Origin of the sequence: Nonomuraea sp. NPDC048892 (assembly GCF_040649735.1) — a bacterium.
GTDB lineage: Bacteria > Actinomycetota > Actinomycetes > Streptosporangiales > Streptosporangiaceae > Nonomuraea > Nonomuraea maheshkhaliensis.
In genome coordinates this window covers 87,790-102,348 of sequence record NZ_JBEZFZ010000013.1, presented here as the reverse complement: position 1 = coordinate 102,348, position 14,559 = coordinate 87,790, and the positions used below count along the sequence as shown (strand labels likewise).

General features: G+C 69.3%; 15 protein-coding genes. All 15 read right to left on the bottom strand.

Features of this window, described 5'->3' with window-relative positions; all coding sequences use genetic code 11:
• Position 1 precedes the first annotated feature (1 nt).
• Positions 2-1,651 (bottom strand): F0F1 ATP synthase subunit alpha, encoded by a 1,650-nt coding sequence (atpA, locus tag AB0C28_RS34520; protein WP_357859261.1) that lies wholly within the window; start codon positions 1,649-1,651, stop codon positions 2-4.
• 23 nt (positions 1,652-1,674) lie between these two features.
• On the bottom strand, positions 1,675-2,484 hold the full coding sequence (locus tag AB0C28_RS34515) for a F0F1 ATP synthase subunit delta (RefSeq protein ID WP_357859264.1): 810 nt from the start codon (positions 2,482-2,484) through the stop codon (positions 1,675-1,677).
• Positions 2,484-3,044 carry a F0F1 ATP synthase subunit B gene (locus AB0C28_RS34510; RefSeq protein WP_357859267.1) on the bottom strand — a complete coding sequence of 187 codons (561 nt, stop codon included), beginning with the start codon at positions 3,042-3,044 and terminating at the stop codon, positions 2,484-2,486. The genes AB0C28_RS34515 and AB0C28_RS34510 overlap by 1 nt, the downstream gene beginning before the upstream one ends.
• Before the next feature lie 31 nt (positions 3,045-3,075).
• Entirely contained in the window at positions 3,076-3,306 is a 231-nt protein-coding gene (gene atpE, locus AB0C28_RS34505) for an ATP synthase F0 subunit C (RefSeq protein WP_138666586.1), read from the bottom strand.
• A 71-nt stretch (positions 3,307-3,377) separates the two neighbouring features.
• Positions 3,378-4,175 carry a F0F1 ATP synthase subunit A gene (gene atpB / locus AB0C28_RS34500; protein ID WP_357859270.1) on the bottom strand — a complete coding sequence of 266 codons (798 nt, stop codon included), beginning with the start codon at positions 4,173-4,175 and terminating at the stop codon, positions 3,378-3,380.
• Positions 4,176-4,242: 67 nt separating this feature from the next.
• Positions 4,243-4,458, bottom strand: a complete 216-nt coding sequence (locus tag AB0C28_RS34495) for an AtpZ/AtpI family protein (protein ID WP_245956295.1) — start codon at positions 4,456-4,458, stop codon at positions 4,243-4,245.
• A 65-nt stretch (positions 4,459-4,523) separates the two neighbouring features.
• Complete coding sequence (locus AB0C28_RS34490; protein ID WP_357859273.1) at positions 4,524-4,946, bottom strand: hypothetical protein; 423 nt, start codon at positions 4,944-4,946, stop codon at positions 4,524-4,526.
• Between the two features lie 130 nt (positions 4,947-5,076).
• Positions 5,077-6,369 (bottom strand): MraY family glycosyltransferase, encoded by a 1,293-nt coding sequence (locus AB0C28_RS34485; protein ID WP_358080041.1) that lies wholly within the window; start codon positions 6,367-6,369, stop codon positions 5,077-5,079.
• Positions 6,370-6,426: 57 nt separating this feature from the next.
• Positions 6,427-7,692 carry a serine hydroxymethyltransferase gene (gene glyA, locus AB0C28_RS34480; protein ID WP_358080040.1) on the bottom strand — a complete coding sequence of 422 codons (1,266 nt, stop codon included), beginning with the start codon at positions 7,690-7,692 and terminating at the stop codon, positions 6,427-6,429.
• Between the two features lie 337 nt (positions 7,693-8,029).
• A complete protein-coding gene (locus AB0C28_RS34475) occupies positions 8,030-8,389 on the bottom strand; it encodes a hypothetical protein (protein WP_357859281.1) in 360 nt (119 codons plus the stop codon).
• Positions 8,389-11,391, bottom strand: coding sequence for a hypothetical protein (locus tag AB0C28_RS34470; protein WP_358080039.1), 3,003 nt, complete (start codon positions 11,389-11,391; stop codon positions 8,389-8,391). The genes AB0C28_RS34475 and AB0C28_RS34470 overlap by 1 nt, the downstream gene beginning before the upstream one ends.
• 88 nt (positions 11,392-11,479) lie before the next feature.
• Positions 11,480-12,127, bottom strand: coding sequence for an L-threonylcarbamoyladenylate synthase (locus tag AB0C28_RS34465; RefSeq protein WP_357859287.1), 648 nt, complete (start codon positions 12,125-12,127; stop codon positions 11,480-11,482).
• Positions 12,128-12,246: 119 nt separating this feature from the next.
• Positions 12,247-13,101 carry a peptide chain release factor N(5)-glutamine methyltransferase gene (prmC, locus tag AB0C28_RS34460; protein WP_357859290.1) on the bottom strand — a complete coding sequence of 285 codons (855 nt, stop codon included), beginning with the start codon at positions 13,099-13,101 and terminating at the stop codon, positions 12,247-12,249.
• Positions 13,098-14,150 carry a peptide chain release factor 1 gene (gene prfA / locus AB0C28_RS34455; protein ID WP_358080038.1) on the bottom strand — a complete coding sequence of 351 codons (1,053 nt, stop codon included), beginning with the start codon at positions 14,148-14,150 and terminating at the stop codon, positions 13,098-13,100. Before prfA ends, prmC begins: the two co-directional genes overlap by 4 nt.
• 84 nt (positions 14,151-14,234) lie before the next feature.
• Positions 14,235-14,453 carry a 50S ribosomal protein L31 gene (gene rpmE / locus AB0C28_RS34450; RefSeq protein WP_357859296.1) on the bottom strand — a complete coding sequence of 73 codons (219 nt, stop codon included), beginning with the start codon at positions 14,451-14,453 and terminating at the stop codon, positions 14,235-14,237.
• Between the last annotated feature and the right edge of the window lie 106 nt (positions 14,454-14,559).

Below are 14,559 nucleotides of genomic sequence, written 5' to 3'. Positions count from 1 at the left end.
CCTACTTCTTCTCCGCCGGCCGGACGACCTTCTTGATCTTCTCCTGGCCCACCTCGGCGGCGGCCAGCGGCTCGACCGGCTCGTCCTTGACCAGCAGCTCGCCCGAAGAGGTGGTGAAGCCCTTCTTGAACTCCGTGATGGCGTCCTTCAGAGCGGTCACCGTGTCGTCGACCAGTTCCCTGGTCTCACGGATGGTGTCGAAGATGCCCTTGTGCGAGGACTGGAGGTAGTCCAGGAACTCGGTCTCGAAGCGGCGGACGTCCTCGATCGGCACGTCGTCCAGCTCGCCCGTGGTGCCCGCCCAGATGGAGGCCACCTCGCGCTCCAGCGAGAACGGGCTGTACTGGGCCTGCTTGAGCAGCTCGACCAGCCGCTGACCACGCTCCAGCTGAGCCTTGGAGGCGGCGTCCAGGTCGGAGGCGAAGGACGCGAACGCTTCGAGGTCGCGGTACTGCGACAGCGACAGACGCAGCGTGCCCGCGACCTTCCGCATGGCCTTGGCCTGGGCGGAACCACCGACTCGGGACACCGAGACGCCGACGTTGATCGCCGGGCGCACACCGGCGTTGAACAGGTCGGTCTCAAGGAAGACCTGGCCGTCGGTGATGGAGATGACGTTGGTCGGGATGAAGGCCGAGACGTCGTTGCCCTTGGTCTCGATGATCGGCAGGCCGGTCATCGAGCCACCGCCCATGTCGTCGGAGAGCTTGGCGCAGCGCTCCAGCAGCCGGGAGTGGAGGTAGAAGACGTCGCCGGGGAAGGCCTCACGGCCCGGCGGGCGGCGCAGCAGCAGCGAGACGGCGCGGTAGGCGTCCGCCTGCTTGGTCAGGTCGTCGAAGACGATCAGGACGTGCTTGCCCTGATACATCCAGTGCTGACCGATCGCCGAGCCGGCGTAAGGGGCGATGTACTTGAAGCCCGCGGCCTCGGACGCGGGCGCGGCCACGATGGTGGTGTATTCCATCGCGCCGGCCTCCTCCAGGCGGGCGCGCACCTGCGCGACGGTCGAGCCCTTCTGGCCGATCGCGACGTAGACGCAGCGGACCTGCTTGGCGGGGTCGCCGGAGGCCCAGTTTTCGCGCTGGTTGAGGATGGTGTCCACGGCGATCGCGGTCTTGCCGGTGCCGCGGTCGCCGATGATCAGCTGGCGCTGACCGCGGCCGATCGCCGTCATGGCGTCGATCGCCTTGATGCCCGTGGCCAGCGACTCCTTCACGGGCTGGCGCTGGACGACCGAGGGGGCCTGTAGCTCGAGGGCACGCGTGGCCTCGGCCTCGATGGCTCCCTTGCCGTCGAGCGGGTTGCCCAGGGGGTCGACCACGCGGCCGAGGAAGTTGTCGCCGACGGGCACGGACAGGACCTCGCCCGTCCTGCGGACCGTCTGGCCCTCCTCGATGCCGCTGAACTCACCCAGGACGACGACACCGATCTCGCGGGTGTCGAGGTTGAGTGCCAGGCCGCGCGTGCCGTTCTCGAACTCAAGCAGTTCGTTCGCCATCGCCGAGGGAAGGCCGGAGACATGGGCGATGCCGTCGCCGGCGTCGACGACGGTCCCGATCTCCTCGCGCGCGGCGCCTTCCGGTTCGTACGCCTGGACGAAGCGCTCAAGCGCGTCCCGGATCTCGTCCGGCCGGATCGTAAGCTCCGCCATCTCTACTCTGTCTCCCTCTTCGCCTAGCCGGCCAACCGGCGGCGGACTTCTTCGATTCGTCCCACGATTGTGGTGTCGATGATCTCGTCGCCGATGCGGACCGAGAACCCACCGAGCACTCGCTTGTCCACCTCGACATTCAGGTGCACGTCACGCCCGTAAGAGGTGCTCAGCCACGTCACCAGGCGCGCCTTCTGCGCCTCGGTCAGCTCGACCGCGGTGCGCACCACCGCCACAAGGCGTTGGCGCTGCTGGGCCACGAGCTGGCCGACCTCTTCCAGGCCTGTCTCCAGGCTACGCCCGCGCGGGTGCACAACCAGCTGCGCGATCAGGCGCAGGCTGGACTGGGCCACCTTGCCCTCGAGCAGGCCGCGCAGCAGTTCGCGCTTGCCCTCCTCGGGAGCGGCCGCGTCGGCGAGCGCGCGACGCAGTTCGGCGTTGCCGGCGACGATGCGGCCGAAGCGGAAGAGCTCGTCCTCCACCTCGTCGAGCTTGCCCTGACCCTCGGCCTCCGCCGCAGCGGCGACGACACCGAGCCGTTCGAGCACGTCGGCCAGGTCACCGGCCCGCGACCACTTCGCCGAGACCGCGGCCTCGGTGGTGGCCAGGGCCGCCGCGCCGACCTTGCCGTCGAGCAGGTTGCCGACGACGCGCGCCTTCTGCTCGGCCGGCCTGGCCGGGTCGGACAGGGCGCGGCGCAGGCCGTGCTCGCGGTCGAGCAGATCCGCGACCGCGAACAGCTCGTCGGAGAGCGCACCGAGGTCGGCGCTACCGGCGACCGCGTTGAACCGCTCTTCGACGTCGGCCAGCGAGGCCCTGCTCAGACCGCGCATCAGCGCACCGCCTGCGCGTTCGAGCTCTCCAGCTCGTCGAGGAACCTGTCGACGATGCGGCTCTGGCGAGCCTCGTCTTCAAGGGACTCGCCGACGATGCGGCCGGCCAGATCGGTCGACAGGCGGCCGATCTCCGTGCGGAGCTGGGCGAAGGCCGCCTGGCGGTCCGCCTCGATCTGCGCGTGCGCGGCCTCGACGAGGCGGCGGGCCTCGGCCTGGGCCTCCTCGCGAAGCTCGGCCTTGATCTGCGCGGCCTGCTCGCGAGCCTCCTCGCGCAGCCTGGCGGCGTCGCGACGGGCCTCTTCGAGCTGCTCGGTGTAGCGCTTCTGCAGGGCCTGGGCCTCCGCCTGCGCCTCCTCCGCCCTCTTGATGCCGCCCTCGATGGCGTCGGTGCGCTCGGCCAGCGTCTTCTGGATCCGCGGGACGAGCATCCGGCCGACGACGAAGAAGACGACGGCGAACGCGAAGATACCGACGACCAGCTCGTACGTGTGCGGGATGAGCGGGTTGCTTGCGTGCTCCTCCGGCGCGGCGAGAAGCCTAGCTGCCATGTAAGTCATGAGTGCAGCCTTTCGTCAGAAGGGCGGTCTATCAGATGCCCTGGAAGATGAACGGCGCGACGAGGCCGATCAGGGCGAGGGCCTCGGTGAGGACGAAGCCGAGGAGCATGTTCTGGCGGATCAGACCGTAAGCCTCCGGCTGGCGGGCGATGGCCTGCACGCCCTGACCGAAGATGATGCCGACGCCGATGCCGGGGCCGATGGCGGCGAGACCGTAACCGATGGCGGTGACGTTGCCGGAGACCTCAGCGAGAACGCTCATTGCTGTTATTCCTTTACTGGACGGCCGGCGACTCGGGTGTCACCGGTCATGGATATTCCGGTATGTGGATCTCAGTGCTCTGCGTGCAGCGAGCCGCCGATGTACATCGCGGCCAGCATCGCGAACAGGAATGCCTGCAGGAACTGGATGAACATCTCGAAACCCGTGAGGATGATGGTCATCACCACGCCGACGACACCGATCGGGGCGCCCAGCGGCGAGAGCTTTTCGAAGAGGAACCAGAAGCCGACCATGCTGAAGAACGCCAGCAGCATGTGACCGGCGAACATGTTGGCGAACAGTCGGACCGCGTGCGTGAACGGCGCGATGATCAGGTTCGACAGGAACTCGATCGGCGACAGCAGCAGGTAGATCGGCTTCGGCAGCCCCGGGGGGAACAGCATGTTCTTGAAGTAGCCCCAGGGACCCTGGTGCTTCATGCCGAGGTAGACCTTGAGCACGTAGATCACGATCGCGAGCACGGCGGGGAAGGCGATGTGCGAGGCCACCGGGAACTGCAGCACCGGGACGACGCCCATCAGGTTCCAGACCAGGACCGTGAAGAACAGCGTCACCAGCAGGCCCATCCACCGGTCGGCGTCCTTGCCCAGGAAGGGGCGGGCGACCTGGTCGCGGACGAACATGTAGCCGTACTCGACGACGTTCTGCACACCCCTCGGGACGACCTTGGGGCTGGCGAACGCGGCCCAGCACAGGCCGATCACGAACACTCCGCTGAGCAGCGCGAGCAGGACCGGCTTGGTGAACCATTCGACCCCGGGAATGATGGGGGGCAGGTTGAACAGCTCTTCAGGCGTAGGCGCCCCGAACTGGTCGGCTGGTGGAGCGAGGACCGTCAGCGCGTTCACGCGGCGTTCCCTTCAACGTCGTAGTGATTCACAAGGGTTTCCTCAGCGAAGCGATCGCTGCGTCGGGCTAGCGACCGGACTTCCGGTAGGCCAGATAGCCACCGAGCACGACCCCCAGGACGACGCCTATGGGGAAGAACGCGGACATGTCCAACCAGCGGTCCAGCAACCAGCCGAGACCGCCGTAGAAAGCCATCCCTGCGAGCAGATAGCTGGGGACTGACCACATGGCGTCGGCGAAGTCGCGACCGTCTTCTTCCGGTCGGCGTTCCTGTGCGCTCATCGCGGCCCCGACGATAGCAGGCGAGTGGAGGACTAGTCATATCGGACCCCGTCCGGGAACCGGACTCATGAGTCACCCTTACCGGGGACCCGGCCCTCGGGGTCGACGTAAAGCATCTTCGTCTTGACGAAAGCGCGCACTTCGAAGGCGGTCCACACCAGCGTGCAGATCACGACCGTCCAGGCGAAAGCCCTGGAGTTCCAGGCCGTGGTGTCACCGAAGGCGCTCAGCACGAGCATGATGACGACGACCTTGACGAGATAGCTGAGCATCGCGGCGATCGCCATCATTTGCGGGGAGACACGGGCGGCGTACGACACCGCGACCACGCTGATGCTGAAGAAGATCCCGACGAGCAGAGCACCGATGGCCGCGCCGAGCGCTCCCTTGCCACCTGCCATCAGCAGCGCCACGACCACGGCGACCACTCCGACCGCCAGGGTCGGGATCGCGGCGCTCTTGAGTACGCGCACGTCGTTGGCCTGCATCAAAGCTCCATCAGCAAGTTATCAAGCGAGCGTTTGCTACCCCCAGAACCGGTACGTCTGGAGTCCCTGCTCGTGAAAGATATCACAAGCTCACGGAAGACCGCTTTTACCTGCCGTTTCTAGTTCGCGATCAAGAACGGCTCGGAAATGCTGGAATGACCGGATTGCCATCGGCGGTCGCGCGCTGCGCGGACGGGCCGCCCTCCGCGGGCGGCGGCTGCTGTCTGACCTGGACCTCCGGCACGATCGGCGGCATCGGCCCGGTCGGCGGGCCGTCGTCGTCCTCGGGCTGCTTGCCTCTCGGCGCCGAGTGGGACCCGCCTCTGCCGCGCCAGCGCGGGGCGGCCATCAGCACGAGCACGGCCACCGCGAGGATGATGACCACCGGGAACATCAGCACCGGCACACCCTGGCGGGACATCAGCACCACGCCGAAGGCGAACAGGAACGCCCACGCGTACATGATCAGCACCGACTGGCGCATCGAGTGGCCGATGTCGAGCAGCCGGTGGTGCAGGTGGCCGCGATCGGGCGCGAACGGCGACAGGCCCTGCGAGGTGCGCCGCACCACGGCGGTGATCAGGTCGATCAGCGGCAGCACCAGCACCGCGGCCGGCAGCATCAGCGGGAGCAGCACGGGGACCTTGTTCATGTCCTCGATGGCCGCCGGGTCGAGCGGGGTCACGGTGACGATCGAGGAGGCCAGCACGAGGCCGATCAGCATCGCGCCGGTGTCGCCCATGAAGATCTTCGCCGGATGGAAGTTGTGCGGCAGGAAGCCCAGGCAGGTGCCGATCAGCACGGCGGCGATGGCGGCGGTCGTGGTGATGTTGCCGACGCTCATGCTCTGCGCCAGGAAGATCGAGTAGGCCCAGGTGGCCATGGCCGCGATGCAGACGATCCCGGCGGCGAGCCCGTCGAGGCCGTCGACGAAGTTGACCGCGTTGATGGTCACCACCACGACCAGGATCGTGATGATCGTGCTGAGCGTGTAGTCGAGGCTGGTCGAGCCGCCCCAGTCCTTCGGCAGCGGGATGTAGAGCAGGCGCAGGTTGAAGGAGACCAGCACCCCGGCCGCCGCGATCTGGCCCGCGAGCTTGATGAAGGCGTCCATGCCCCACCAGTCGTCGAGGAACCCGGTCACCGTGATGAGCCCGCCCGCGACGATGAGCGCCGTGACCGCATTGGCCTCGGACTCGGCCAGCGCCTGTCCGGTATGGGTGAGCTGGCTCGCCGTCAGCAGGCCCACCACCAGCCCGCCGTACATCGCCAGCCCGCCGAGCCTGGGCGTCGGCGTGGTGTGCACGTCGCGCTCGCGAACCTCGGGCATGGCGCCGATACGGATGGCGAAGCGGCGCACCAGCGGGACCAGGAGGTAGGTCACCGCTGCTGAGATGAGCGCCATGAAGAGGTATTCGCGCACGTACCTAGTTTCCCGGATGCTCCGGCCGACTGTGACCGGAAAACGACACAGACCCTCTTAAAATTCGCTCAGATATGGCTGATGGATGGCGAGAAGCGCCGCCACTCTTGCCCTTACCTCCCCTGCGCGGGCCGGTTCCAGCACCGCCCGCGCCACCAGGGCGCCCACCTCTTTCAGATCTTGGGGCCCCATCCCCTGCGTGGTCACGCACGGGGTGCCGACCCGGATCCCCGAGGTGACGGCCGCGGGCTCGGGATCGTACGGGATCACGTTGCGGTTGAGCGTGATGCCCGCCGCCGCGCACCTGCGCTCCGCTTCGGCCCCCGACACCCCGACCCCGCGCAGGTCGATCAGCGCCAGGTGGGTGTCCGTGCCACCCGACACCGCCCGCATCCCCTGCACCGCCAGCGCCTCCGTCAGCGCCCGCGCGTTCACGATCACCTGCCTGGCGTAACCGGCGAACTCCGGCCGCATCGCCTCGCCGAACGCCACCGCCTTGGCCGCCACCACGTGCATCAGCGGCCCACCCTGCACGAACGGGAACACCGCCCGGTCGATCCGCCTGGCCAGCTCCTCCGTGCACAGGATGGCGCCGCCGCGCGGCCCGCGCAGCGCCTTGTGCGTGGTGAACGTCACAACATCCGCGTACGGGACCGCCGACGGGATCGCGCCGCCGGCCATCAGCCCGATCGGATGTGCCACGTCGGCCAGCAACCAAGCGCCCACCTCGTCCGCGATGCCGCGAAACGCCGAATAGTCGATGAGCCTCGGGTACGCGGTCGCGCCGCACACGATGAGCTTCGGCTGATGGCGCAGTGCCAGGTCGCGCACCTCGTCGTAGTCGATGAGTTCGGTGTCGCGACGCACGCCGTACGACACGACGTCGAACCATCTTCCCGAGAAATTCACCTTCGAGCCGTGGGTGAGGTGGCCGCCGTGCGGGAGCGCCATGGCCAGCATGGTGTCGCCGGGCTGCAGCAGCGCGGCATAGGCGGCCAGGTTCGCCGAGGCGCCCGAATGGGGCTGCACGTTGGCGTGCTCGGCCCCGAACAACTCGCGCGCCCGGTCGATCGCCAGCCGCTCGGCCCGGTCGACGACCTCGCAGCCGCCGTAGTAGCGCCGGCCCGGGTAGCCCTCGGCGTACTTGTTGGTCAGGGTGGAGCCCAGAGCGGCCATGACGGCCGGCGAGGTGAAGTTCTCGCTCGCGATCAGCTGGATGCCGCCGCGTACCCGGTCGAGCTCGTCGATCAGGATCCGGGCGATCTCGGGATCCCGCTTCCGCAGCATCCCGAAGTCCGGACCGTAGTAGGGCTCCGTACCCATTTCCCCACTGTACGACCGTATGTCCGTTTCTCCCATACATCGGTCATGCCCGGAAATCTCATCTCATGCCGTCCTACGGCCGCTCTCTTGCCGAACAGGGCCGGTCTCTGACCGGGCGCGGACCGGGATCGGACCGGGATCGGACCGGGCGCGGACCGGGATCGGACCGGATCCGGGCACGGGTGGGACACGGCACGAGCGCGGGCACGGGCCGAACCCAGACGGGCTCGGACCGCTCTCAGGCCGGTTCAACGCTGGCCTCGCGCAGGTCCCACGCGGCCCTCACGCTGGCCTCACACAGGTCCCACCCGGCCCTCACGCTGGTCCCACGCGTGCCTCACGCTGGGAAGGCGTGTGGTGCGTCCGCCCTGGCCTTCACCCATCGCGGCGTACCGGCAGCCTCGTCGCTGATCGCCGTGAGCACCGAATGGCGGTAGAGCGACAGCCTCATCCGCCACTCGCGCATCTCCTTGACGTAACGCTCGCCCACGGGGGCGTCCCACGTCTGGGGGTTGCTGGCCAGGCCGTACGCCTTGTCGAGGGCCGCTCTGAGGGCGTCGAGCTCGGGCAGCACGGCCTTCCACGCCACGACCAGGCGCTCGTAGTCGGGATTGAAGTACTGAGGGGCCGCCAGCGGGCCGCCGGGCGGTGTCTCGCCGGGGCCCTGTTCCTTGGGCGCGGGTGGGTCGGCGTACATCACGAGCTCCTTTCCGGCCGGCCCGGGCCGACCTCACCCGGCGGGCCGTCCGGCCTGATGTCCTCGGGGGCCCACTCGCCCTTGCCGTACTCGCCCGGCGGGATCTGCACGGACGGCATCTCCTGGGGCGGGATGTCACGGTGGTCCTCGATCACGGTCCTGAGCGCGTCGAGATCGAGCGGCGCCGCCTCGGCCGACACGACGTCACTCCCGTCATTCGCCCATGCGCTGACCTGGGAGGCCGTGGTGTCGGGCTCGGGCCGCACGTCGTAGGCATTCGGCAACTCCCGAACGGGACTCCCGGCCGATTGCCCAGGCGTCTCTCCGGGTCCAATGCCATACACGGCCGCACCGTCACCGGCCCTCAGCTCTGGCCCGGCATCCGGCTTCTCGCCCGGTCCGATGCCGTACGCGGCCGCGCTGTCGCCCGCTCTCAGCCCCGGCCCGGTATCCGCCTTTTCGCCCGGTCCGATGCCGTACACGGCCGCGCTGTCGCCCGCCCGGATGCCGCCGGTCCTGGAGTCGGGCTCCGTCGCCGTCCCTGCGCCGCCGGTCGGCGAGCCGCCGGGGGGATCGACGGACGGGTTGGTCGGTGGGATCGTGACGGGCCGATCTTGGCCGCCCGTGCCACGATCGCCCGTGCCCTGACCACCCGCACCTCGGTCACCTGTGCCCCGATCACCAGTTCCACGCTCGCCTGTGCCGCGGTCGCCGGTTCCCTGGCCGTCTCCAGTGCCCTGGCCAGGTCGATCTCCCGCCGGGCGGTCAGGGGTGGTGTCCTTGCCCGGCTCACATTCCTTGTCGGTCCCCGTGCCGCGTGGGTCGTCGGTCGGTGCGGGGGTGCCCGAGCCACCTGATGTCGTGCCGTCTCCCAAGGGAGAGCCGTAACCCGAGGCCGGGCCACCGCGCCGGCCCGTGTCCTCCGACGAGGAGGCGCCACCGTGGGAGGCATCCGTCGATCTGGAGCCACCGTCATAGACGGCGTCCCCTGATGCGGAACCACCGCCATAGGTCGTCGTGTCCTCTGTTGCAGAGCCGCCGCCGTAGGTCGTCGTGTCCCCTGATGCGGAGCCACCGCCGTAGGACGTTGCCGCCGAGTGGGAACCGCCGCCGTAGGAGGTGTCCGTCGTGGTGGGAGTGCCGCCCACGGTCGTGTTCGTCGTGGTGGAGGTGTCTGCTGAGGGGGTGTCTCTTGGTGGGAGAGGCACTGATTCGCTGCCCGCGTTGGGTCTGCCGGCGTCGATCGAGCCGGGCGGGCCGTCCGGGCGGATGGTGCGTTCCGACCACTCGCCCTTGCCGTACTCGCCGGCCGGGACCTCCACGCTCGGCATGTCCTGTGGGGCGATGTCCCGGTGGTTCTCGATCACCGTTCTCAGCGCGTCCAGGTTCGGTGGGTTCGCTTCGGCGGAGACCACGTCGCTGCCGTCGTTGGCGTACCCGCTGACGTTCGTGACGTCGGGGCGGTCGGCCGAGACCTTCGGCATGTCGGCCGGTTGGACGTCGCGGGAGTTCTCGAGCATGTCCTCGATCGCCGCGGCCGTGGGCGGGTCGAGCGGCACCTGCAGCACCTTGACCCCGTCGACCACCACGACCTGCGGTTTGGTGGCCTCCTGGCCGTCCCCGACGGGAGCGCCCGTCGCACCACCACCGGCCTCACCACCGGTGCCCTGCCCGGTGTCACCACCCTGACCGACGCCACCATCCCGGCCTGCTCCGGTGTCGCCGTCCTGGCCGGTTCCCGAGTCCTGGCCCGTTCCTGTGTCCCGTCCTGTTCCGGTGTCCTGGCCTACGCCGCCATCCCGTCCGGTTCCGCCGTCCTGACCGGTGCCGGTGCCCTGGCCGGTCCCACTGGTGCCGTCGCCCTGACCGATCCCGGTGCCCTGGCCCATACCATCGCCCTGGCCGACGCCCGCGCCCTGACCGGCGCCGTCACCCCGGCCGACGCCCCCGCCTTGACCTGCGCCGTCGCCTTGGCCGACTCCCGTGTCTTGACCCGTTCCGGTGCCCTTGCCGGTTTCGCAGTCCTGGCCGGTGCCTGTGCCTTGGCCCGTCCCGCCGTCCTGGCCGGTTCCCGTTCCCTGGTCGGATCCCGCGCCCTGGCCGCCGCCTACCCCCTGACCCGCGCCGTCGTCCCGCCCGGTGCCCCTGCCCTGACCCGCATCGTCGCCCTGCCCGACTCCCGTGCCCTGGCCGACTCCCGTGCCCTGGCCCGTTCCTGTGTCCTTGCCAGTGCCGCGATCCTGGCCGGTCCCGCGGTCCTGGCCGGTCCCCGCGTCGTCGCAGGTCTTCCCGTCGGAATCGCCTCTCCGGTCGGCACCCGTGTTCCCGTCAGCGCCCGTCTTGCCGTCGGTGCCGGTCTTGCCATCCGCGTCAGGCTTCCCGTCCGCGCCGGTGCCCGTTTTCCCGTCCGTACCGGTGCCGGTCTTTCCGTCCGGGTCAGTCCCGGTCCTACCATCGGTACCGGTCTTACCGTCTGTGCCGGTCTTTCCGTCCGGGTCGGTGCCAGTCCGACCGTCCGTGCCGGTCTTACCGTCCGTACGAGTACCGGTCTTGCTGTCCGGGTCGGTACCGGTCCGACCGTCCGTGCCGGTCTTGCCGTCCGTGCCCGTCTTACCGTCCGGATCAGTACCGGTCCTACCCTCCGTACCGGTCTTGCCGTCCGTACCAGTCTTGCCGTCGGTGTCCGTCTTGCCGTTCGCGTCCGGGGTCGGGTCGGTTCCCGTGCCGGGCCCTCCGGGGCGGGTGGGGTCGGGGCCGGTGCCGGTTTTGCGGGGGTCGACCCGTTTCTCCAGATCCCCCAACCGCCCGTTGACGTCCTTCACCATCGCGTCGATCCGCTCGGCGATCTGCACGGGACGGTGCGTGGTCTGGGTGGGCAGCCCGGCGGTGCGCATGGCGCCCCTGACGCGGTCCTCGACCTCGCGCATCCGCGTGGCCGCCTGCCGCACCTCGGCCAGCAGTTCGCGGACCAGCTTGGGATCCATGCCGTCGTACTTGCCCATGGGCCACTCCCCGACGTATCGCCGCTCCGGGCCTCACCGTAGTGTCGGCCCGAGCGCGATGGCGGCCGGAATAAGCAGCGGGTATACGTCAGTCGTCGGTGGCGACGTAGCCGATGATGCCGCGCAGCTTCTCCACCGGGATGGCCCCGCGACGCAGCAGCCGGGGCACGGCGGTGGTGAGGTCGAGGATGGTGGAGGGCGTGTTGTCGGTGGTCTTGCCGGCGTCGAGGTAGACGGCGACCGACTCGCCGAGCTGCTCCTCGGCCTCCTCCGCGGTGGTCGCGGCGGACGCGCCGGAGCGGTTGGCGCTGGAGACGGCCATCGGCCCGGTCTCCTTGAGCAGGTCGAGCGCGACCGGATGCAGCGGCATGCGTACGGCCACCGTGCCCTTGGTGTCGCCCAGGTCCCAGGAAAGGGCCCTGTTGGCCTTGCAGACGAGCGTGAGCGGCCCAGGCCAGAAGGCGTCGATCAGGTCCTGCCCGTACGCCCCCATGTCGTCCACGAGCGCTGTGGCGGCTCTGACGGTGCCCACGAGCACCGGCGGCGGCATGTCGCGGCCCCGGCCCTTGGCGTCGAGCAGGGAGGTGACAGCGGCAGGGGTGAAAGCGTCGGCGCCGATGCCGTAGACGGTGTCGGTGGGCAGCACCACGAGCTCGCCGCGGCGGACGGCGGCCGCCGCCTCCGTCAGGCCCTCGGTCCGTTGCTCGGCGTTGGAGCAGTCAAAACGTCGTCCCACGATCTCATCGCCTCGCTCCGCTCGGCGGGGAGCGGCGTTCGCGAGGCCTCCTCCTTCCTCCTGGTACGGTCGCCGGGCTTCCTGCTGGTCAGGAGGGGGCCGCGCCGCTGGCGTGAATCCTAGTCCTGGCCCAGCCTGGCCGTGACGAAGCGGTCTCTTCTGGTGAGGTCCTGGCGCAGGCGTACGTCCCGCCATCCGTTGTCCTCGGGGAAGGTCAGGTAGACGGCCCTGCCCTGCTCGTCAGCGTGTTCGACGGCCACCCAGCCGCCGGGACGCAGCAGCCGGCGCGCGGTGCGCTCGACCGCGCGGACCTCGCCGAGCCCGTCGTCGCCCGAGCCGAACAGGGCGCGGGACGGGTCGTAGTCGCGCACCTCGGGGTCGCGCGGGATCGCGCCGGGCGGGATGTAGGGCGGGTTGGAGATGACCAGGTCGACCTTGCCGTTGAGCTCGGGCAGCGCCTCGGCGAGGTCTTCCGGGTGCAGGTGGGTGCGGCCCTGACCGTGCTCGGAGATGTTGCGCTTGGCCCAGGTGTACGCCCCCGGATCGACCTCGACGGCGTGGACCTCGGCCAGCGCCACCTCCTGGGCGATCGACAGCGCGATGGCGCCGGACCCGGTGCCGAGATCGACGACGAGCGGCGCGGTGACGTCCATCTCCCGCAGCGTCTCGATGGCCCATCCGGCCATCACCTCGGTCTCCGGCCTGGGCACGAACACTCCGGGCCCGACCGCGAGCTCCAGGTAGCGGAAGTAGGCGTGACCGGTGATGTGCTGCAGCGGCTCGCGGGCCTCGCGCCGGGCGACGCCCTCCCAGAACAGCGCGTCGAACTCGGAGTCCCTGACGGCGTGCAGCTCACTCCTGCGCACGCCGTGGACGAATGCCGCGATCTCTTCCGCGTCGGTGCGCGGCGAAGGCACACCTGCCTCGGCCAGCCGGGCGGTGGCGAGCGCGATCTCGTCCAGCAGAAATGTCATGAGTGTTGTGCGAGCTTCTCCGCCATCTCGGCGTCGATGAGGGCTTGGGTGACGGCGTTGAGCTCACCGTCGAGAACCTGGTCGAGGTTATACGCCTTGAAGCCGACGCGGTGGTCGGAGATGCGGTTTTCCGGGAAGTTGTAGGTGCGTACGCGCTCGGAGCGGTCGACGGTGCGCACCTGCGACTTGCGCTCGGCCTGGGCGGCGGCCTCGGCCTGCTCCTGGGCGATGGCCAGCAGCCGGGCACGCAGGATGCGCAGCGCCGACTCCTTGTTCTGGAGCTGGCTCTTCTCGTTCTGGCAGGAGACGACCACGCCGGTGGGCAGGTGGGTGATGCGGACCGCGGAGTCGGTGGTGTTGACGCTCTGGCCGCCGGGGCCGCTGGAGCGGTAGACGTCGATGCGCAGGTCGTTGGGGTCGATCTGGACGTCGACCTCCTCCGCCTCCGGATAGACGAGCACGCCGGCGGCGCTGGTGTGGATGCGGCCCTGCGACTCGGTGACGGGCACCCGCTGCACGCGGTGGACCCCGCCCTCGTACTTGAGCCTGGACCACACACCCTCGTCGCCCTTGGCCCGGATGCCGACCGTGACGTCTTTGTATCCGCCCAGGTCGGAGGGCTGGCTGTCGATGACCTCGGTCTTCCAGCCGAGCCGCTCGGCGTAACGCAGGTACATGCGCAGCAGGTCGCCGGCGAACAGCGCGGACTCCTCGCCGCCCTCGCCCGCCTTGATCTCCATGATGATGTCCTTGTCATCATTGGGATCGCGCGGGATGAGCAGATGGCGGACCTTGTCCTCGAGCTGCGGGATGCGCGCCTCGATCTCGGCGGCCTCCGCGGCGAACCCCTCGTCCTCGCCGGCCAGCTCCTTGGCGGCCGTCAGGTCCTCGCGGGCCGATTCGAGCTCACGGTAGGTGCCGACGATCGGCGTCAGCTGTGAGTAGCGCCTGCCGAGGGTGCGTGCCTTGTTCTGGTCGGCGTGCACGGCGGGATCGGCGAGCTTCAACTCCAGCTCGGAATACTCCTTGAGCAACTCGTCGAGATTCACCGTGGTCCCTTTTCGTGGAGTGTGGCCGTTTCACCAACAACGCCGACCCGGCGCACGCGTGCGTCCGGGCCGGCGTGGGTGGAGCTACTTGCCCGCGGCCTTCTTGCCGAAGCGCTTCTCGAAGCGGGCCACCCGGCCGCCGGTGTCGAGGATCTTCTGCTTGCCCGTGTAGAACGGGTGGCAGGCCGAGCACACGTCGGCGTGGATCACGCCGTTCTTCGCGGTGCTGCGGGTGGTGAACGTGTTGCCGCAGGAGCAGGACACCTGCGTCACGTTGTAGTCAGGGTGAATGTCGCGCTTCATCGCTGTCCTTTCGGGGTGCGGCCGCCGGGTCGCCTTCACGCATGGCGGGAACCGGAACCGCAAAATGGTCAGCTACCAGTGTGCCAGATCGTGCAACCATCCCAGG

Excerpts from the sequence above, each read along its gene's own strand:
- atpA (WP_357859261.1), bottom strand. The coding sequence starts at position 1,651 with ATGGCGGAGCTTACGATCCGGCCGGACGAGATCCGGGACGCGCTTGAG.
- AB0C28_RS34515 (WP_357859264.1), bottom strand. The coding sequence starts at position 2,484 with ATGCGCGGTCTGAGCAGGGCCTCGCTGGCCGACGTCGAAGAGCGGTTC.
- AB0C28_RS34510 (WP_357859267.1), bottom strand. The coding sequence starts at position 3,044 with ATGACTTACATGGCAGCTAGGCTTCTCGCCGCGCCGGAGGAGCACGCA.
- atpE (WP_138666586.1), bottom strand. The coding sequence starts at position 3,306 with ATGAGCGTTCTCGCTGAGGTCTCCGGCAACGTCACCGCCATCGGTTAC.
- AB0C28_RS34495 (WP_245956295.1), bottom strand. The coding sequence starts at position 4,458 with ATGAGCGCACAGGAACGCCGACCGGAAGAAGACGGTCGCGACTTCGCC.
- AB0C28_RS34490 (WP_357859273.1), bottom strand. The coding sequence starts at position 4,946 with ATGCAGGCCAACGACGTGCGCGTACTCAAGAGCGCCGCGATCCCGACC.
- glyA (WP_358080040.1), bottom strand. The coding sequence starts at position 7,692 with ATGGGTACGGAGCCCTACTACGGTCCGGACTTCGGGATGCTGCGGAAG.
- AB0C28_RS34475 (WP_357859281.1), bottom strand. The coding sequence starts at position 8,389 with ATGTACGCCGACCCACCCGCGCCCAAGGAACAGGGCCCCGGCGAGACA.
- AB0C28_RS34470 (WP_358080039.1), bottom strand. The coding sequence starts at position 11,391 with ATGGGCAAGTACGACGGCATGGATCCCAAGCTGGTCCGCGAACTGCTG.
- prmC (WP_357859290.1), bottom strand. The coding sequence starts at position 13,101 with ATGACATTTCTGCTGGACGAGATCGCGCTCGCCACCGCCCGGCTGGCC.
- rpmE (WP_357859296.1), bottom strand. The coding sequence starts at position 14,453 with ATGAAGCGCGACATTCACCCTGACTACAACGTGACGCAGGTGTCCTGC.